This window comes from Rhodobacter capsulatus (assembly GCF_052363185.1).
GTDB classification, from domain to species: Bacteria; Pseudomonadota; Alphaproteobacteria; order Rhodobacterales; family Rhodobacteraceae; genus Rhodobacter; species Rhodobacter capsulatus_E.
The window spans coordinates 1,772,754-1,791,340 of record NZ_CP198955.1 but is presented as its reverse complement, the minus strand read 5'-3'; the positions used below and the strand labels follow the sequence as shown (position 1 = coordinate 1,791,340).

At 66.6% G+C, this 18,587-nt stretch carries 16 protein-coding genes; 11 read left to right on the top strand and 5 right to left on the bottom strand.

The genetic code is table 11. The features are described from left to right. Positions 1-5: 5 nt before the first annotated feature. Genes ACTTAG_RS08875 through ACTTAG_RS08860 form a run of 4 tightly spaced genes read left to right on the top strand, consistent with a single transcriptional unit; the run spans position 6 to position 2,111 of the window. Positions 6-473: a chemotaxis protein CheW gene (locus tag ACTTAG_RS08875; RefSeq protein ID WP_444465125.1), complete on the top strand. Its 468-nt coding sequence runs from the start codon at positions 6-8 to the stop codon at positions 471-473. Further along, entirely contained in the window at positions 470-1,348 is an 879-nt protein-coding gene (locus ACTTAG_RS08870) for a CheR family methyltransferase (RefSeq protein WP_444465124.1), read from the top strand. The genes ACTTAG_RS08875 and ACTTAG_RS08870 overlap by 4 nt, the downstream gene beginning before the upstream one ends. Further along, on the top strand, positions 1,339-1,725 hold the full coding sequence (locus ACTTAG_RS08865) for a response regulator (RefSeq protein WP_444465123.1): 387 nt from the start codon (positions 1,339-1,341) through the stop codon (positions 1,723-1,725). Before ACTTAG_RS08870 ends, ACTTAG_RS08865 begins: the two co-directional genes overlap by 10 nt. Continuing rightward, entirely contained in the window at positions 1,722-2,111 is a 390-nt protein-coding gene (locus ACTTAG_RS08860) for a hypothetical protein (protein WP_444465122.1), read from the top strand. The genes ACTTAG_RS08865 and ACTTAG_RS08860 overlap by 4 nt, the downstream gene beginning before the upstream one ends. Positions 2,112-2,486: 375 nt before the next feature. Here the strand turns inward: ACTTAG_RS08860 and ACTTAG_RS08855 are convergent, their stop codons facing one another. Beyond that, positions 2,487-2,672 carry a hypothetical protein gene (locus tag ACTTAG_RS08855; RefSeq protein ID WP_444465121.1) on the bottom strand — a complete coding sequence of 62 codons (186 nt, stop codon included), beginning with the start codon at positions 2,670-2,672 and terminating at the stop codon, positions 2,487-2,489. 193 nt (positions 2,673-2,865) lie between these two features. Beyond that, positions 2,866-5,034, bottom strand: coding sequence for a catalase/peroxidase HPI (gene katG, locus ACTTAG_RS08850; RefSeq protein ID WP_444465120.1), 2,169 nt, complete (start codon positions 5,032-5,034; stop codon positions 2,866-2,868). A gap of 98 nt (positions 5,035-5,132) precedes the next feature. On the opposite strand from katG, the gene ACTTAG_RS08845 reads away from it, so the two are divergent. Continuing rightward, positions 5,133-6,047: a hydrogen peroxide-inducible genes activator gene (locus ACTTAG_RS08845; protein WP_444465119.1), complete on the top strand. Its 915-nt coding sequence runs from the start codon at positions 5,133-5,135 to the stop codon at positions 6,045-6,047. Positions 6,048-6,073: 26 nt separating this feature from the next. On the opposite strand, the gene ACTTAG_RS08840 is transcribed toward ACTTAG_RS08845, so the two are convergent. Next, positions 6,074-7,027, bottom strand: coding sequence for an acyltransferase family protein (locus tag ACTTAG_RS08840; protein WP_444465118.1), 954 nt, complete (start codon positions 7,025-7,027; stop codon positions 6,074-6,076). A 145-nt stretch (positions 7,028-7,172) separates the two neighbouring features. On the opposite strand from ACTTAG_RS08840, the gene ACTTAG_RS08835 reads away from it, so the two are divergent. Next, positions 7,173-8,372: an NnrS family protein gene (locus tag ACTTAG_RS08835; protein WP_444465117.1), complete on the top strand. Its 1,200-nt coding sequence runs from the start codon at positions 7,173-7,175 to the stop codon at positions 8,370-8,372. On the opposite strand, the gene ACTTAG_RS08830 is transcribed toward ACTTAG_RS08835, so the two are convergent. Together ACTTAG_RS08830 and ACTTAG_RS08825 are read right to left on the bottom strand one after the other, a co-directional pair. Beyond that, positions 8,348-8,917, bottom strand: a complete 570-nt coding sequence (locus ACTTAG_RS08830; RefSeq protein ID WP_444465116.1) for a UbiX family flavin prenyltransferase — start codon at positions 8,915-8,917, stop codon at positions 8,348-8,350. The genes ACTTAG_RS08835 and ACTTAG_RS08830 overlap by 25 nt on opposite strands. Beyond that, positions 8,914-10,425, bottom strand: coding sequence for a UbiD family decarboxylase (locus ACTTAG_RS08825; RefSeq protein WP_444465115.1), 1,512 nt, complete (start codon positions 10,423-10,425; stop codon positions 8,914-8,916). Before ACTTAG_RS08825 ends, ACTTAG_RS08830 begins: the two co-directional genes overlap by 4 nt. A 138-nt stretch (positions 10,426-10,563) precedes the next feature. Here ACTTAG_RS08825 and ubiT point away from each other — a divergent pair, with 138 nt between their 5' ends. The 5 genes from ubiT to nifJ all read left to right on the top strand — a co-directional run bounded on the left by ubiT (position 10,564) and on the right by nifJ (position 18,584). Next, entirely contained in the window at positions 10,564-11,112 is a 549-nt protein-coding gene (gene ubiT / locus ACTTAG_RS08820; protein WP_444465114.1) for a ubiquinone anaerobic biosynthesis accessory factor UbiT, read from the top strand. Beyond that, a complete protein-coding gene (gene ubiU, locus ACTTAG_RS08815) occupies positions 11,112-12,089 on the top strand; it encodes a ubiquinone anaerobic biosynthesis protein UbiU (RefSeq protein WP_444465221.1) in 978 nt (325 codons plus the stop codon). The genes ubiT and ubiU overlap by 1 nt, the downstream gene beginning before the upstream one ends. A gap of 2 nt (positions 12,090-12,091) precedes the next feature. Beyond that, positions 12,092-12,994: a ubiquinone anaerobic biosynthesis protein UbiV gene (ubiV, locus tag ACTTAG_RS08810; protein WP_444465113.1), complete on the top strand. Its 903-nt coding sequence runs from the start codon at positions 12,092-12,094 to the stop codon at positions 12,992-12,994. 327 nt (positions 12,995-13,321) lie between these two features. Continuing rightward, the gene (locus tag ACTTAG_RS08805) at positions 13,322-14,965 is read left to right on the top strand and encodes an NAD(P)-binding protein (RefSeq protein ID WP_444465112.1); all 1,644 of its coding nucleotides are present in this window, start codon (positions 13,322-13,324) and stop codon (positions 14,963-14,965) included. Then, positions 14,958-18,584, top strand: coding sequence for a pyruvate:ferredoxin (flavodoxin) oxidoreductase (nifJ, locus tag ACTTAG_RS08800; protein ID WP_444465111.1), 3,627 nt, complete (start codon positions 14,958-14,960; stop codon positions 18,582-18,584). The genes ACTTAG_RS08805 and nifJ overlap by 8 nt, the downstream gene beginning before the upstream one ends. The last annotated feature ends 3 nt before the right edge of the window (positions 18,585-18,587 follow it).

The following is an 18,587-nucleotide window of genomic DNA, read 5'->3' as shown; positions in this document are numbered from 1 at the left end:
CCGCCATGACCCTGGAAAAAAGCTCGCAAAACTCGTCTGAAGTCGAACTGCTGTCGTTCCGGCTCGCCGATGAAGAATACAGCGTCGACATCATGTCCGTGCGCGAAATCCGCGGCTGGACCCGGGCGACGCCGCTGCCGCACGCGCCCCACCATGTGCGCGGCGTGATCAACCTGCGCGGCACCGTGCTGCCGGTGGTCGATCTGTCGGTCCGGCTCGGCATGGAACCGGTGGTGGGCGATGCCCGCAATGTCATCATCGTCGTGCAGGTCGGCTCGCAGACCGCAGGCCTTCTGGTCAACGCGGTCTCCGACATCCTGGCGCTGCCGCGCACCGAATTGCAGCCGCCGCCGGAACTGGCCGCCGATTGCGCCCACAGCTTCATCGAAGCCCTGACCATCGTCGATGGCCGGATGATCCGCGTGCTCGACCTCAGCGCCGTGTTGCCGGACGAAAACGCCGAGGCCGCATGACCCAGTTCACTCCCCATCTCGCGGCTCCTCCGGCGCCGAGCGAAAGCGAACTCGCGGCGATTGCGCGTGTGCTTTACGAACAGGCCGGTATCGTCCTGGCACCGGGAAAAACCTCGATGGTCCAGTCGCGTCTGGGCAAACGTCTGCGCGCGCTCGGGCTGAAGGATTACGCCAGTTACATCCGGCTGATCACCTCGGACGAGGGCCACGAGGAACGCCGCGCGATGATCTCGGCGCTGACCACGAATGTCACGCAATTCTTCCGCGAGAACCACCATTTCGAGACGCTGCGCACGGTGACCCTGCCGCCGCTGCTCGAACAGGCGCGGGCGGGCAAGAAGGTGCGGATCTGGTCGGCGGGCTGTTCGACGGGCCAGGAGGTGTTTTCGATCGCGATGGTGCTGGCCGACATGGCGCAGGATCTGGCGCGGCTCGACATCCGGCTTCTGGCGACGGATATCGACCCGCAGATGATCGCGCGGGGCCGGGCCGCCGTCTATGAAGACAGCACCCTGACGACGATTCCGAAACCGCTGCAACGCTTCGTGACCGTGGAAAGCGACGGTGTGCATATCGTGCCCGCGCTGCGCAATCTGGTGACGTTTCAGGAACTGAACCTGCACGACGCGACCTGGCCGATGCGGGGGCGTTTCGACATTGTCTTTTGTCGCAACGTCGTGATCTATTTCAGCCCGGAAGATCAGCTTCGCCTGTGGCGGCGCTTTGAATCGGTGCTCAACCCGGGCGGATTTCTCTTCGTCGGTCATTCCGAACGTGTCCCGCTCGACCCGCCATGCCAGCTCTCGACAGCCGGCATCACCACTTACAAGCTTCCCAAAGCGGAAAGCCCGATCGGAGGCCCGAAATGGCACTGAGAGATCAATTGAGGGTCATGGTCGTGGATGACATGTCCACCAGCCGCGGTCTGATCACGCAGGCGCTCGATGCCATGGGCATCCGGCAGGTCGGCTATGCGACCGATGGGCCGGGGGCGCTGCAAATCCTTGAAAAGACGCCGGTTCATCTGGTGATCTCGGATTACAACATGCCCGGGATGGACGGGCTGCAGCTTTTGCATGCGCTGCGCACCAATCCGCGCACCAAGGGGCTCGGCTTCATCCTGATCACCGGCCGCGCCGATCGCGAGATCATCGACACCGGCAAGCGGCTGGGGATGAACAACTTCCTGAAGAAACCCTTCACGCCGCAGGAGCTGCGCGGCTGCATCGAAGCCGTGGTGGGTCGGCTATGAGCGCGCTCCCCTCCATCGCGGCCATCCCCATCGAGCGACGCGATCTTCCGCTGGACGCGCTTGCCGCACGCATCGGCGACGAACTCGACACCCTGGCGCGTCTGTCTTCGGAGGTGCAGCGGGCGATTTCGCTGTGTCATTTCGCCGACCACACCGATGCCGCCGCGATTCGGGGCCTGCAGGGGATCGACCGGATCACCCAGGCGCTCGAGGATCTTGGCCGTCTGATGGCGGCAGTCTCGACGGAGATGCCGCAAGACGTCAAGCTGCATGCGGTGCCGATCCTGTCGCGGCTGCGTCTGCACGAACTTGCCACCAATCTGGATCCGGAGATGCAACGCCACGAGATCCAGCAGGAGGAGCAGGGCGAGATCCAGTGGTTCTGAACGCGCAAAGACGCTATCCCGCCGCTGGCGCCCGTTCCGCCATCGCCCCGCGGGCCTGATCGCCGATCCGCGCGGCTTGCGCATCGAGGATGACCTGCCGGTCGCTTCGGTGTTTTTTTGTCAGGGCCCCCGACCGGCCCGAGCCGGGCCCGAACCCGGCCCTCGTCTGGCCAAAGCCCGGCCCCCGGGCGCCGCTTGCGCGGCCTGCCCGCAGCTGCGGGTCCGGTCTGCTGCCCCGCCCCCTGCGGGTTTGAGACGGCCGACAGCTTCGACGATCCCCTTTCCTGCAAACACGGGAACGCGCCATCGGGCAACAGAAAACCCGACCCCGCGCGGGCGGGACCGGGTAAGGCGGCACCTCCGCAACAGGCCTGTTCAGCGGTCTTTCGACCGCGTCTCGCCGGGCGGCGTATAGGTGTGGATCAGCACATAATAGCAATAGGCGGCCGCGCCGATGAACAGGATCGGCCAGACGATACCGCCCAGGAACACCGCCTCGAAGACGGCCCAGCCGACAAGGAAGATCACGGGCAAAAGCCGCATCGGCAGCGGGCGCAGCATGGGATGATCGATAATGGCCAAGGATGGTCCCTCCCTCGGGTCGGAATAAGGCTTGTGCAGGCGCGTCATGCACCATGCGGGGGGAACCTTGGGCAAGGGCCGGGCAAAGTCAATGGCACGCGATGCCGCCCCGAACAGGCGAAAGGCCCCGCGGGGCGGGGCCTTTCTGGACTGCGGCCAGCCTTCGGGGAGCTCAGGCGCGCAGATCGAAGCGGTCGGCCTCCATCACCTTGACCCAGGCGGCGACGAAATCGGCGACGAATTTCGCCGCGTTGTCGTCTTGCGCGTAAAGCTCGGCATAGGCGCGCAGGATCGAGTTCGAGCCGAAGACCAGATCGACGCGGCTGGCGCGGTATTTCACCGCCCCGCTGGCCCGGTCGCGCAGCTCGTAACCGCCCGCCGCCTTGTGCCAGCTCAGCCCCATGTCGGTCAGCGTGGTGAAGAAATCGGTGCTCAGAACGCCCGGACGGTCGGTGAAGACCCCCTCGGCCGCGCCGCCGTGATTGGCGCCGATCACCCGCATCCCGCCCACAAGCACCGTCATTTCCGGCGCCGTCAGCCCCATCAGCTGCGCCCGGTCGAGCAGCAGCTCCTCGGGCGAGACGGCGTAATCCTTCTTCAGCCAGTTGCGGAACCCGTCATGGATCGGTTCCAGCACGTCGAAGGACGGCCCGTCCGTCATCGCCTCGGTCGCGTCGCCGCGGCGCGGGGTGAAGGGCACCTCGACCGGATGACCCGCCGCCGCCGCGGCCTGTTCCACGCCCAGATTGCCCGCCAGCACGATCACATCGGCAATCGACGCCCCGGCCGAAGCCGCGATCGGTTCAAGCACCGCAAGCACCCGCGCCAGACGCTCGGGTTCGTTGCCCGCCCAGTCCTTTTGCGGCGCGAGACGGATGCGGGCGCCATTCGCGCCGCCGCGCATGTCCGATTGCCGGAAGGTGCGCGCCGAATCCCAGGCCGTCGCCACCAGATCAGAGACCGACAGCCCCGAAGCGGCGATCTGCGCCTTGACCTTGGCCACATCCCAGCCGGTCGGGCCCACGGGCACCGGATCTTGCCAGATCAGATCCTCGGCCGGAACATCGGGGCCGATGTAACGCGCCTTCGGCCCCATGTCGCGATGCGTCAGCTTGAACCAGGCGCGCGCGAAGACCTCGGAGAAATAGGCCGGATCGGCGTGGAATTTCTTCGAGATTTCCAGATAGGCCGGGTCCTTGATCATCGCCATGTCGGCATCGGTCATGATCGGGTTGTAGCGGATCGAGGGATCTTCGACATCCACCGGCTTGTCTTCCTCGCGGATGTTCACCGGCTCCCATTGCCAGGCGCCCGCGGGGGATTTCTTCAGCTCCCAGTCATAGGTGAACAGCAGGTGGAAATAGCCGTTGTCCCAGCGCGTCGGATGCGTGGTCCAGGCCCCTTCGATGCCCGAGGTGACGGTATGGCGCCCCTTGCCCGACTGGTTGGGGTTGTGCCAGCCCAGCCCCTGTTCGGTCACATCGGCGGCCTCGGGGTCGGGGCCCAGCAGGCTGGCATCGCCATTGCCGTGGCATTTGCCCACCGTATGCCCGCCCGCCGTCAGCGCCACGGTTTCCTCGTCGTTCATCGCCATCCGGGCAAAGGTCTCGCGCACCTGCGCTGCGGTGCGCAGCGGATCGGGCTTGCCGTTCACCCCTTCGGGGTTGACGTAGATCAGCCCCATCTGCACCGCGGCCAGCGGGTTTTCCATCGTCGCCGGGTCGTTCACATCGCCATAGCGTTCATCCGAGGGCGCCAGCCATTCCTTTTCCGCGCCCCAATAGGTGTCCTTTTCCGGATGCCAGATATCCTCGCGGCCAAAGGCGAAGCCGAAGGTCTTCAGCCCCATCGATTCATAGGCGACGGTGCCCGCAAGGATCATCAGATCGGCCCAGCTGATCTTGTTGCCGTATTTCTTCTTGATCGGCCAGAGCAGGCGGCGGGCCTTGTCCAGGCTGACGTTGTCGGGCCAGGAATTGATCGGCGCGAAGCGCTGGTTGCCGGTGCCACCACCGCCGCGCCCGTCGGCGATGCGATAGGTCCCGGCCGAGTGCCAGGCCATGCGGATCATCAGCCCGCCGTAATGGCCCCAGTCGGCCGGCCACCAGTCCTGACTGTCGGTCATCAGCGCCGTCACGTCGCGCTTGATCGCCTCGAAATCAAGCGTCTTCACCGCGGCGCGGTAATCGAAGCCCTTCAGCGGGTTGGTCTTGCTGTCTTGCTGGTGCAGAATGTCGAGATTGAGTGCATTGGGCCACCAATGCATCGTCTCGGCCCCCATCGAGGTGGCCCCGCCATGCATCACCGGGCATTTGCCGGTCGCCGTTTCCTTGCCGTTCATCGCGTCCTCCGTTGTGTTCCTTGATCTTGCGATGAAACTAGAAGGCGATTTTGATAAATTCCAATTGCATTATCTGACACCATGGATAATCTTGGATTATGATAAACCTCTCGATGAAGCAGCTTCGCTATTTCGACGCGCTGGCGCGGACCGGCCATTTCGGCCGCGCCGCGGAGGATTGCGCGATTTCGCAGCCCGCGCTTTCGGTGCAGATCCGCGAGATGGAAGACAGCATCGGCGCCGCGCTGTTCGAACGCGGGCCGCGGCAGGTGCGGCTGACGGCGCTGGGGGCGGCGATGGTGCCGCGGGTGCAGGCGATCTTGCGCGGGGTGGACGAGCTGGCCGATCTGGCCCGCGCCGCGCAGGGGCCGCTGTCGGGGCCGCTGCGTCTGGGGGTCATTCCGACGATTGCGCCCTATCTGCTGCCCGCGATCGTGGCGGGGCTGGCGCGCAGCCATCCCGGGCTCGAGGTGCAGCCGCGCGAGGCGGTGACGGGCAAGCTTCTGGCCGGGGTGATCGAGGCGCGGCTGGACGCGGCGGTGCTGGCGCTGCCGGTGTCGGAACCCGCGCTGGCCGAGATGCCGCTTTTCACCGAAGATTTCGTGCTGATCCGCGCCGCGTCAGAGGCGGGCAGGCCCGTCCCTTCGGCCGAGGCTTTGCCGAAGATGCGGCTTTTGCTGCTGGAGGAGGGGCATTGCTTCCGCGATCAGGCGCTGGAGTTTTGCAAGCTGCGCGGGGGCACGCCGCGGATGGTGATGGAGGGCTCGTCGCTGGCCACGCTGACGCAGATGGTGGGCGCGGGGATCGGGGTGACGCTTCTGCCGGAAATCGCGCTGCCGGTCGAGACCCGCTCGGCCGCGGTGTCGATCGCCCGGCTGGGCGCGCCCGCGCCGATGCGGCAGATCGGGATGGTCTGGCGGCGGTCCTCGCCGCTTGCGGCGCAGCTTTCCGAGGTGGCAACGGTGATCGCCGCGGCGGGCCTGGCGCTGCGTGACCGGGCCAGAGGAATGTAACGCCCCGATCTGCCCCGGGGACCGGCTCAGAACAGTTTCTTGTCGAGCCCGGTGCGGATCAGACCGAGCGTGATCAGCGTCGCCCCGGTGACGGCGATCAGATAGACCTCGACCCGCGGCAAGCTGTAGTGGTTGAGCCAGATCACGATCCCCACATGCAGGAAATAAATCCCCGCCGAGAGCGTGCCGACGGGCCACCGCGTGAGCCAATCGGGAAAGCCCCGCGCCTTGACGCCAAGCGCGACGAGCATTGGCCCGGCGACGGCGGCGGTCAACAGCGTTTCGGGGGCCAGCGGATGCGCGCCGCCCAAGGCCTTCATCAGCTCGGATTCGCCCACGACCGCGCAAAGCCCGATCAAGGAGCCCCAGAATGCCAGCCGCAGCGGAATGCGTTCCACCAGCCCGCTGCGTTTGCTCATGTAGCCAATGAGATAGAACGGAAAGCCCATCAGCACGCCATTCTTCGCATCGGGCCAGAAGCCGCGCGGCAGGATGTAAAAGCCGATCGCCCATTGCAGCGCGAAACCGGCCAGCAGCACCGCAATCGCAATCGCCCAGATCGTCCGGTCGGACAGCCGCCAGACCAGCTGTGCCAGCCCCACGGCGATAGCAAGGCCGACCAGAAACCACAGGTGCCAATAGCCGAAGACCCAGAATTTCGCATATTCGATCAGCCCGTGATCCCAGACCGTCTGCCACCAGGCGGGCAGATAGATCGCCAGCCACAGGAAATGCAGCTTTAGATAGCGCCCGATCAGCGCGACCGAGCGCCCCGGCACCTCGGGGCGGAAGGTGTAGCCCGCGACGACGAAAAACGCCGGAACCCCGATCCGCGCCAGACCATTGCCAAGTGCCCACATCGCCTCGTCGCTGACGCCGCGGAAGGGGTTGGCGTGGATCGTCACCACCAGAAGCGCCAGAAAGAGCTTGAGCAGATCCAGCCCGAACAGGCGCTGCGTCTTGGGGGCGGTGGCGGTCATGCGGCTCTCGAAGCTGTGATCCCCCCTGCCCTAGCGCCGTCGCGGTTCCGGATCAAGGCCCGGGTGAGCCAACGTGCCGCCTGCCCGGGGGCTTGCGAAACCGCGATGGTGCAGGCAGGAAAGGCCAAAGACCAAGGAGCCCCCCATGTCCCGCATCTTCCGCGAGGGTCACCGCACCTTCTATCTTGCCGCGATCCTCTTTGCCATCGTGGCGATGTCGCTTTGGGGCCACTGGATCGCCGCCGGCCTGACCGAGGATCTGCTGCCCAGCCGTGCGATGCCCATCGACTGGCATGCGCATGAGATGATCTTCGGCTATGGCGGCGCGGTGCTGGCGGGGATCTTCCTTGCCTCGGCGCCAAAAGCGCTGCAGGGGATCTACTTTCCGGCGCTGGCCGGGCTGTGGCTGGCCGGGCGGCTGGCGATTGCCTTTTCGGCCTTCATTCCCGCGCCTGTCGTGGCGCTGATCGACCTCGGCTTCGGCGTTCTGGTGATGGCGAAGATGGCCTGGCCCGTCGCGCGGCTGAAGAAGCTCGAAACGCTCTCTTATCTGGGCATCTTCCTGTTGCACTGGGTGTCCGACCTCATCATGCATCTGGACTGGATGGGGGTTGCTCCGGGTCTTGCGCCGAAAGGCGCGATGGCGGGGCTGATGGCCTGTGCCACGATGAACGCGGCCTTCGGCGGCAAGCTGACCGCGGGGCTCACCCGCAACGCCATGGTGCACAAGGGCGAGACCGCGCTGCCGCGGGCCAGCGGGCTGGACACCTGGGGGCCGATCTTCACCGCCTTTTGCGTGCCCGCGGCGTTCTTGCCGCCGCGCGCCTTTGGCGCCGTGCTGGTGCTGGCCGGGTCTGCCAACCTGTTCCGCTCCATGGGCTGGCGCAGCAGCTGGGCGACGAAACACGACGCGCTTCTGGCGGGCTTTCACATCGCCTTCCTGTGCCTTGGCACCGGGCTTTATGCGATGGGTCTGTCCGGGGTGATGGCGATGCAGATCTATCCGGGGGCCGTGCATCTGCTGGCCATCGGCGCCGTCGCGGGGCTGTCGAGCGCGGTGATGATCAAGATGAGCCTTGGCCAATCGGGCCGCCGCTCGGTCGCGGGCTTGCCGCTCAAGGCCGCGGGGCTGTTGCTGATCGCGGCAACCTTGCTGCGCGCCTTTGGCGAAATGCAGATGGGGCTGATCGCCTCGGCCGGTCTCTTCGCGGCAGCCTATGCGGCGATGCTGGTGGGGCTTTGGCCCGCGCTGACCGGCGAAAAGCTGCAACCCGGCACGCCGGGGGCGCGGCCCTTGGGCCACGGCCCGAAGATCCCGGTTCAGGGCGAAGGCGACCAGGCCTGAGCCTGCGCCGGACCAAGGCGGAGCAGATCGACGGCCCTTGCCCCGATCTGCGCCGCGATCTCTTCGGCGGTCTGGGGTTTCAGATAGAACGCCGGCACGGGCGGCAGGATGATGCCGCCCATTTCCGTCACCGCCGTCATGTTGCGCAGATGCGCCAGCGTCAGCGGCGCTTCCCGCGCGAGCAGGATCAGCGGACGGCGCTCCTTCAGCTGGACCGAGGCCGCCCGCGTCAGCAGATTGTCATCGAGCCCATGGGCAACGGCCGCAAGGCTGCGCATCGAACAGGGCGCGACGATCATCCCCGTCACCGGGCAAGAGCCCGAGGCAATCGCCGCGCCGACATTGCCGATCGCATGGTGATGCGCCGCCATCCCCTGCAGCCGCTCCAGCGCGCCCGCATCGGCCTCGGTCGCGAAGGTCAGCTTCGCCGCCGAGGACACAACCAGATCAATCTCGGCGCCGACCTTGACCAGCGCCTCGGCCACGGCGAGCGCCAGAAGCGCGCCCGAAGCGCCGGACACGCCCAGAACGACGCGGGGCGTCATTTCACACCGCCGGGGAAATGGCGCTTCAGAAGCGTCTCGGCAAAGGCCGTATCCTCGGGGCGCATCTTCATCACCGTGCCCCATTCGCGCGTGGTTTCCGTGCCGATCTTGTTCGTCGCATCAAGGCCGATCTTGCCCGCCAGCCCTTCAATGGGCGAGGCGAAATCCAGATAATCCATCGGCGTGCGGTCCAGAATGACGGTATCGCGCGCCGGGTCCATCCGCGTCGCCATCGCCCAGGCGATGTCATCCCAGTTGCGCGGGTCGATGTCCTCATCCACCACGATGATCATCTTCGTATAGCTGAACTGCGCCAGCATCCCCCACAGCGCCATCATCACCCGCTTCGCCTGACCGGGGTAGCGCTTGGCGATCTGCACCACCGCGATGCGATAGGAACAGGCGGCGGGCGGCAGGAACAGATCGCGGATCTCGGGGATCTGCTGGCGGAAGACCGGCATGGCCAGCTGGTTGAACACCTCGCCGATGATCGCGGGCTCGTCCGGCGGGCGGCCGGTGTAGGTCGAAAGGTAAATCGGGTCCTTGCGATGCGTCAGCGCCGAGACGCGCAGCACCGGGAAGGGCTCGACCGAGTTATAGTAACCGGTGTGATCGCCAAACGGACCCTCGGGCGCGGTGTCATTGGGGTGAATCCAGCCCTCGATCACCATTTCGGCCTCGGCGGGGACCATCAGCGGCACGGTCTTGGCGGGCACCAGATGGCTGCGGGCGCCGCGCAACACGCCCGAGAAGGTGAGTTCCGACACCTGCTCGGGCAAAGGCAGCGCGGCCGAAAGCAACGTCGCCGGATCTGCGCCAAGCACCATCGCCACCGGCATCGGCTGCCCCGCGGCAAGCCAGGTCCGGTGATGCGCCGCCCCGCCGCGATGGGCAAGCCAGCGCATGATGATGCTTTCCGGCCCATGCAGCTGGGCGCGGTAGATGCCCAGATTGTAGCTCATCACCGCATCGGCGGCCGTGCCATGCGGCCGCGTGATCACCACGGGCCAGGTGAACAGCCGCCCGCCATCGCCGGGCCACAGCTTCTGCACCGGCACGTCCTCAAGGTTCAGCCCCCGGCCCGGTTCCAGAACCACATCCTGCACCGGGCCCTTTTTCGAGACATTGACCCGCGTCGACAAAGCCGCCTTCAGCATCGGCAGGCGGGAAAAGGCATCGCGCATGCCTTCCACCGGCGCGGGCGATTTCAGATCGGCCAGAAACTGACCGAGTTCCGGCACCTGATCGAGCCGCAGCCCCAGCCCCGCCGCCACCCGGTCGGTGGTGCCGAAAAGATTGGTCACCACCGGAATCGAAGACCGCGCCCCCGAGGGCAGCACCGGCGCATCGAAGCGCAAGACCGGCCCGCCCTGTTCCAGAACCGCGCGATGCACGGCCGACATCTGCAGATCGGTCGCCACCGGCTCGGGGATCGCGCGCAGCTCGCCCTTCGATTTCGTCCAGTCAAGGAAGGACCGCAGATCGGTAAAAACGGGCAGGCTGCGCATGGGGTCCTCCGGAAGGTCTTGGGTCCGCTAGCATCCCCGGTTAAAGAGAGGTTTGATATTGATCAAGTTGCCGCATTGTGAGCCGCGTTAAAGCAGCCCATCTAGCGGAGGGGCCATCCGCCCGACGAAAGGAGCGCCATGTCCGACCATGACCAGACGATTCCCCGCCTGCCCAGCCTGATGGGACGGGCGATGCGGCCCCTGCCGCTGGCCCCGCTGTCGGTGACGCTCTCGTTGCTGGCGCGACGGATTGCCACACGCCACCCCGGGCTCTTCGCCCGGCTGGGTCATTACCGCGAAAGCCGCTTCCTTCTGGACCCGACCGACCTGCCCTTCCTGCTGCTTCTGGATCTGCGTTCGGGCGGGGTGAAGGTCAGCGCGCATCGCCGCCCGCCGATGGCCGAGGCGCGGATTGCCGGGCCGATCGCGGCGTTCCTGGGCATGATGCACGGCGCCTATGACGGTGATGCGCTCTTCTTCTCGCGCGATCTGGTGGTCGAGGGGGATACCTCGGCAGTGGTGGCGCTGCGCAATGCGATCGACGATGCGGAGCTTGACCTTGCCGCCGAACTGGCCGAGATGGCGGGCCCGCTGAAACCCTTCGTTCAACAGGCGGTGAGCCTCGCCGAAAAGGGCTCGGGCGTGGTGCTGCACCGCGTCGATACGCTGGCAGGAGACTGGACATGATGGAACTTGTTTGCCCCGCGGGCACCCCGGCCGCCCTGCGCGCCGCGGTCGAGGCGGGGGCGCATGCCGTCTATTGCGGGTTCTCGGACGAGACGAACGCGCGCAACTTCCCGGGGCTGAACTTCTCGACCGAGGAACTGACCGCCGCCGTGGCCGGGGCCCACAAGCGCGGCGCCAAGGTTCTGGTGGCGCTCAACACCTTCCCGCGCGCGGGCGGGGAAAAGCTCTGGCATCAGCGTCTGGCCGATGCGGAATCCGCGGGCGTCGATGCGGTCATTCTGGCCGATATCGGGCTTTTGGACTATGCCGCGACGCATCACCCGAAGCTGCGCCGACATCTGTCGGTGCAGGCCGCCGCCTCGAACCCCGATGCGATCAACTTCTACGCCGAAACCTTTGACGTGAAACGGGTTGTCCTTCCGCGCGTGCTGACGGTGCAGGAAATCGCCGCGATCAACAAGGAAATCGACGTCGAGACGGAGGCCTTCGTCTTCGGCGGGCTTTGCGTGATGGCCGAGGGGCGCTGCGCGCTTTCCTCCTATGCCACGGGCCTGTCGCCGAACATGAACGGCGTCTGCTCGCCCGCCTCTCACGTCGTCTATGCCGAGGAAGGCCCGGATCTGGCGGCGAAGCTCGGCGGGTTCACCATCCACCGCACGCCGAAAGAGCAACCCGCGCCCTATCCGACGCTCTGCAAGGGCTGCTTCACCTCGGGCGAGCAGACCGGCCATGTGTTCGAAGATCCGGTCAGCCTTGACGCGCGCCACCTGATCCCGGCGCTGGCGCAGGCGGGGGTGACCGCGCTGAAGATCGAGGGGCGGCAACGCTCCCGCGCCTATGTGGCCGAGGTGGTGCGGGCCTTCCGTGCCGCCACCGATGCGCTGGCCGAGGGGCGCGACCTGCCGCTCGCCGAACTTGCCCGGCTGACCGAAGGCCAGCAGGCCACGGCCGGGGCCTATGCCAAGACTTGGAGATGAGAATGGACCTCACGGTAGGCGCCAACCTGTTTTTCTGGACGACCGACGCCACGCGGGGGTTTTACGACCGGCTGCGCGCCGCGCCGGTCGCGCGGATCGTGGTGGGCGAGGTGGTCTGCTCGAAACGGCTGCCGTTTTGGGAACATGACATTCCGCTGATCCTGGCCAGCCTGCGCGAGGCGGGCAAGGAAGTGGCGCTGTCGACGCTGGGGCTGATCACGCTCAACCGCGAACGTGCGAAGACGCGGGATCTGTTCGACATGGGGCTGCCGGTCGAAATCAACGACATCACCGCGCTCAAGCACCTGCCGGAGGGCACGCCCTTCTGGGTGGGCCCCTTGGTGAACGTCTATAACGAGGGGACGCTGGCCTATCTGGCCCGGCGCGGCGCGACGCGGATCTGTCTGCCGCCCGAGCTGCCGCTGAAGTCGATTGCGGCCCTGTGCAAGGCGGGGAACGACGCGGGCGTCGCGGTCGAGGTCTGGGGCCACGGACGGCTGCCCTTGGCGATGTCGGCGCGCTGCTATCATGCGCGGCTGCATGACCGGGCCAAGGACAATTGCCAGTTCATCTGCAATGCCGATCTTGATGGGCGCGAGGTGGACACGCTCGACGGCCAGGCCTTCCTCTCGGTGAACGGGGTGCAGACGCTTTCGGCGGCCACCGGCTGCGCGGCTTACTACACCGAGGCTCTGGCCGAGGCGGGCGTTTCCGCGCTGCGGCTTTCGCCGCAGACGGGCGATTTCGCCGGGCTGTGTCAGGGCTATGCCGACCGGCTGGCGGGCAAGATCTCGGCCGCGGATCTGGTGGCGAAACTTCTGCCCGAGGCGCCCGGCGGCCGCTTTGCCGATGGCTTCTTCGACGGGCCCTCGGGCTCGGACTGGCAGCATCCGCTTTCGGCCTGAGACGGGATCGGGCGGATCAGGAAACGCGATCCGCGTTTCCCCGCCCGTCGTGCCCCCGCGTTCACAAGACCACCCAGCCCCACGCGCGACAGAGGGCGGCGCCCGACCCGGCGGGCGAGAAGCGCCCGCCATGGGCGGGGCGGGCGCTGCCCGAGGGCCTTTGGGCCCTCGGCGGTCACGGGACAAACGTCCCGCAGGGCCTCGGCGATGGCCTCGGCCCAAATCCCCCATCAGCCGCGCACATCTTTTTGGAAATGATCCAAATCATGCACGCCTTTGCGCGGGCGCGCTAGGCTTGCCCGGTCGGGACCACCACCGGAGAAGACCATGAGCACGCGGCTACGGGATTTGACGCCCTCGATCGTTCCAAGCGGATCGCGGGGCAGCACGGGACCGGTGCGCAGCCAGCATCCCGTCTATGTCACGCTGACGCCGCCCTGTCAGGCCGCCTGCCCGGCGGGCGAAAACATCCGCGCCTGGCTCGCGCTGGCCCAGGAAGGCCGCTACCGCCAGGCCTGGGAAAAACTGACCGAAGACAACCCGATGCCTGCCGTGCATGGCCGCGTCTGCTATCACCCCTGCGAGTCGGGCTGCAACCGGGGCGAGGTGGACAGCGCCGTGTCGATCCATGCGGTCGAACGCTTTCTGGGCGACATGGCCACGCGCGAGGGCTGGGCTTTCCACCGCCTGCGCGACGCCACGGGCAAGCGCGTGCTGATCGTCGGCGCGGGGCCTGCGGGGTTGTCTGCCGCCTATCATCTGGCGCGTCTGGGGCATGATGTCGAAATCCGCGAGGCCGGTCCGGTGGCGGGCGGGATGATGCATTTCGGCATTCCCGCTTACCGCATGCCGCGGGCGGAACTCGCCGCCGATGTGGCGCGGATCGAGGCGCTCGGCGTCAAGATCACGCTCAACCACAAGGTCACCGACCTGATGGCGGAAAAGACGGCGGGGGGCTTTGACGCGGTCTTTCTGGCGATCGGCGCCGGGATGGGCAAGCGCGTCGAAATCCCCGCCCGCGATGCCGCCCGGGTGCTGGATGCGGTGACGCTGTTGCGCGACACCTCCTCTGCCGCGCCGCCGCTGCTCGGCCGTCGCGTCGTCGTTTACGGCGGCGGCAATACCGCGATGGATGCGGCGCGCACGGCCAAGCGTCTGGGCGCCACGGAAACCATCATCGTCTACCGGCGCGACCGCGCCCATATGCCCGCGCATGGATTCGAGGCCGACGAGGCGCTGGAAGAAGGCGTGAAGATCCGCTGGCTGACGACGATCCGGGAAATCTCGGGCTCCGATTTGCAGGTCGAGCGGATGGAACTGGATGCCGAGGGCCGCCCGCAGCCGACAGGCGAGATCGAGACGCTTTCGGCGGACGCGCTGGTGCTGGCGCTGGGTCAGCAATCGGACAGCGGCTTTCTGCAGGCGGTGCCGGGGCTTGCCTTCACGCCCGATGGCGCGGTGATCGTCGGCCCCGACATGCAGACCGGGGCGGCGGGGATTTTCGCGGGCGGCGACATGGTGCCTGCGCAACAATCCGTCACCATCTCGACCGGGCATGGCAAATTGGCCGCGCGCCATATCGACGCCTGGCTGGCGGGGACGGTCCATCAGCCCAAGCCCCCTGCCCCTTTGGCCGGGTTTTCCTGTCTCAACCTGCCGGTCTATGCCGATGCGCTGCAAAGCGAACAGCGCCGTCTGGCCGAGGCCCGGCGGCTGGGCGGATTTCAGGAAATCCTGAAGGGGCTGACCACAAGGGAAGCCCGCTACGAGGCGCAACGCTGCTATTCCTGCGGCCAGTGCTACGAATGCGACAACTGCTTTGCCGCCTGCCCGGAACAGGCGATCGTCAAGCACGGCCCCGGCCGCGGCTATCGGATCGACCTGACGAAATGCACCGGCTGCAGCAGCTGCGCCGAACAATGCCCCTGCGGGGCGCTTGAGATGATCCCCGAGGAGGCCTCCGATGCGTGACAGCATGGCCGAACACCACACCCCCGCCACGGTCGGGCTGCAGGCGGTGATGGACGGCAATACCGCGGTGGCCCACATCGCCTATCGGGTGAACGAGGTCTGCGGCATCTATCCGATCACGCCGTCTTCCACCATGGCGGAGCTGGCCGACGAATGGGCCGCGCGCGAGATCCGCAACATCTGGGGCAATGTGCCCGTGATTCAGGAAATGCAGTCCGAGGCCGGGGCCGCGGGCGCCGTGCATGGCGCGTTGCAGGCCGGCGCGATGACGACGACCTTCACCGCCTCGCAAGGGCTGATGCTGATGATCCCGAACATGTTCAAGATCGCGGGCGAGTTGACGCCGACGGTCTTTCATGTCGCGGCCCGGGCGCTTGCCACCCATGCGCTGTCGATCTTTGGCGATCATTCCGATGTGATGGCGGTGCGATCCGCGGGCTTTGCCATGCTGGCCTCGGCTTCGGTGCAGGAGGCCCACGACATGGCACTGATCGCGCAGGCGGCGACTTTGCGCGCCCGCGTGCCGTTTGTGCATTTCTTCGACGGTTTCCGCACCAGCCACGAGGTCAACACGCTGCGGCTGATCCCGGATGAGACGATCCGGGCGATGATCGACGATGATCTGGTGCGCGCCCATCGCGCCCGGGCGCTCTCGCCCGACAATCCGGTGGTGCGCGGCACGGCGCAAAACCCCGATGTGTTCTTTCAGGGCCGCGAGGCGGGCAATCCGTTCCACGCCGCCGTGCCCGCGATCGTCGCCGAGGAAATGGCGCGGCTTGGCGCCCTGACCGGGCGGCATTACTCCCTAGTCGATTATCTGGGCGATCCCGCGGCAACCCGCGTGATCGTGATCATGGGCTCGGGCGCCGAGGTGGTCGAAGAGGCTTTGACGGCCCTGACCGCGCGGGGCGAGAAACTGGGCGCGCTCATTGTGCGGCTTTACCGCCCCTTCCCGGCCGAGGCGATTCTGGCCGCCCTGCCCGCCACTTGCACCAAGCTGGCCGTGCTGGATCGTTGCAAGGAACCCGGTGCGCCCGGAGAGCCGCTGTTCCTGGATGTCGTGGCCACCTTGGCCGAGGCCGTGGCCACTGGCAAACGCGCTTTGATGCCGCGCATCACCGGCGGGCGCTATGGGCTGTCGTCGAAGGATTTCGATCCGGCGCAGGTGAAGGCGGTTTACGACGAGCTGGCGAAAGACGCCCCGAAGCAGGGCTTTACCGTCGGCATCACCGATGATGTCAGCTTCACCAGCCTGCCCGTCGATCAAACCTTCAACACCGAACCCGAAGATGTTGTTCGCGCGGTCTTTTTCGGCCTTGGGGCCGATGGCACGGTGGGCGCCAACAAGAATTCGGTCAAGATCCTGGCCGAGGAGGCGGGCCTGTTTGCGCAGGGCTATTTCGTCTATGACAGCCACAAGTCCGGCGCGCAGACGGTCTCGCATCTGCGCTTTGGCCCGCGACCGATCAAGGCGCCCTATCTGATCCATCAGGCGAATTTCGTCGCCTGCCACCAATTCCCCTTCCTATCGAAAATCGACATCCTGCGCGTGGCGGCACCGGGGGCGACGGTGCTTCTGAACGCGCCTTTCGGGCCCGACACGGTCTGGGATCGGCTGCCAAGGTCCGCGCAACAGACGATCATCGACAAGGGGCTGAAGCTTCACGTCATCGACGCCAACCGGGCCGCGCGCGAGGTGGGCTTGGGGCGGCGCACCAACACCATCCTGCAAACCTGTTTCTTTGCGCTCTCGGGCGTGCTTCCCCGCGAAGAGGCGATCGCGCAGATCAAGGCCGCGATCAAGAAAACCTATGGCCGCAAGGGCAAACGGGTGATCGAACAGAACTGGGCCGCGGTCGATGGCGCGCTGGAACGGCTGCATCAGGTCACCGTGCCAAGCGCCGTCACCTCGGGCTTCGAGCGCCCGCCCGTCGTGCCGCCGACCGCGCCCGACTTCGTCCGCCGCGTCACCGCGCCGATGATGGAGGACCGCGGCGACGAGATCCCGGTCAGCCTTCTGCCCGCCGATGGCACCTTCCCGACCGGAACCGCCGCCTGGGAAAAACGCAACGTCGCCGACGAGGTGCCCGCCTGGCGACAGGATCTGTGCATCCAGTGCGGGCAATGTTCCTTCGTCTGCCCGCATTCGGTCATCCGCGCGAAATACTTCGACGAAGACCTGCTCGAGGGCGCGCCCGAGGGGTTCAAATCCGCCCCGGTCAATGCCCGCGGCTATCCGGGCGCGCGGTTCAGCCTGCAATTCCATGTCGAGGATTGCACCGGCTGCGGGCTCTGCATCGAGGCCTGCCCGGCGCAAAGCCCGGTCGAACCGGGCGTCAAGGCGATCAACCTCACCGACAAGGCCGCGCTGCTGGACGATGCCCGCAAGGCGATGGCCTTCTTTGCGCATCTGCCGGTGAATGACCGCGCCCGCGTCGATTTCGCCAATGTCCGCGGCGTGCAATTCCTTGAACCCTTGTTCGAATTCTCGGGCGCCTGCGCGGGTTGCGGGGAAACCCCCTATGTCAAGCTTTTGTCCCAGCTTTTCGGCGACCGGCTGATGATCGCCAATGCCACCGGCTGTTCCTCGATCTATTCGGGGAACCTGCCGGTGACGCCCTGGACGAAGAACGCCGAGGGCCGGGGCCCGGCCTGGGCGAATTCGCTCTTTGAGGATAACGCCGAATTCGGTCTGGGCTTCCGGCTTGCGGCCGACAAGCATCTGGAGCTTGCGCGCAACCTGGCCGCCGAAATGGCCCCCGAGGTCGGCGAGGATCTGGTGGCGGCGATCCTGAGCGCACCGCAGATCCGCGAAAGCGAGATCCGGGCGCAGCGCGAGCGGGTGGCGACGCTGAAAACCCGGCTTCTGGCCCATCGCGATGCGCCCAACGCGCAACATCTGCTGAGTGTGATCGACCATCTGGTGCGCCGGTCGATCTGGATCGTCGGTGGCGATGGCTGGGCCTATGACATCGGCTATGGCGGGCTGGATCACGTTCTGGCCTCGGGGCGCAACGTGAATATCCTGGTCATGGATACCGAGGTCTATTCGAACACCGGCGGTCAGGCATCGAAGGCCACCCCCCTTGGCGCGATTGCGAAATTCGCCGCCGCGGGCAAGCGCACCGCGCGCAAGGATCTGGCGTTGCAGGCCGTCGCTTACGGCAATGTCTATGTGGCGCAGGTGGCGATGGGGGCCAATCCGCAGCAAACCCTGCAGGCCTTCCGCGAGGCCGAGGCCTATGACGGCCCCTCCCTCATCCTGGCTTACAGCCATTGCATCGCGCATGGCTTCGACATCCGCCGCGGGCTTGACCAGCAGGACCGCGCCGTCGCCTCGGGCTACTGGCCGCTTCTGCGCTATGACCCGCAGCTGCGCGGCACCGGGCAAGCGCCGTTCCGGCTGGACAGCCCCCGCCCGACCCTGCCCTTCAAGGATTATGCCTATAACGAATTGCGCTATTCCGCCCTTGCCGCGACCCGCCCCGAGGAGGCGGCCGCCCTTCTGACCGAAGCGCAACAGGCGGTGCTTGAAAAATATCGCAGTTACGAGGACTTTGCGCGTATGGATGCAGGACCCGACCCGGCCCGTGCGCTGGGCGCGGCAGGCAAGATGTGAGGA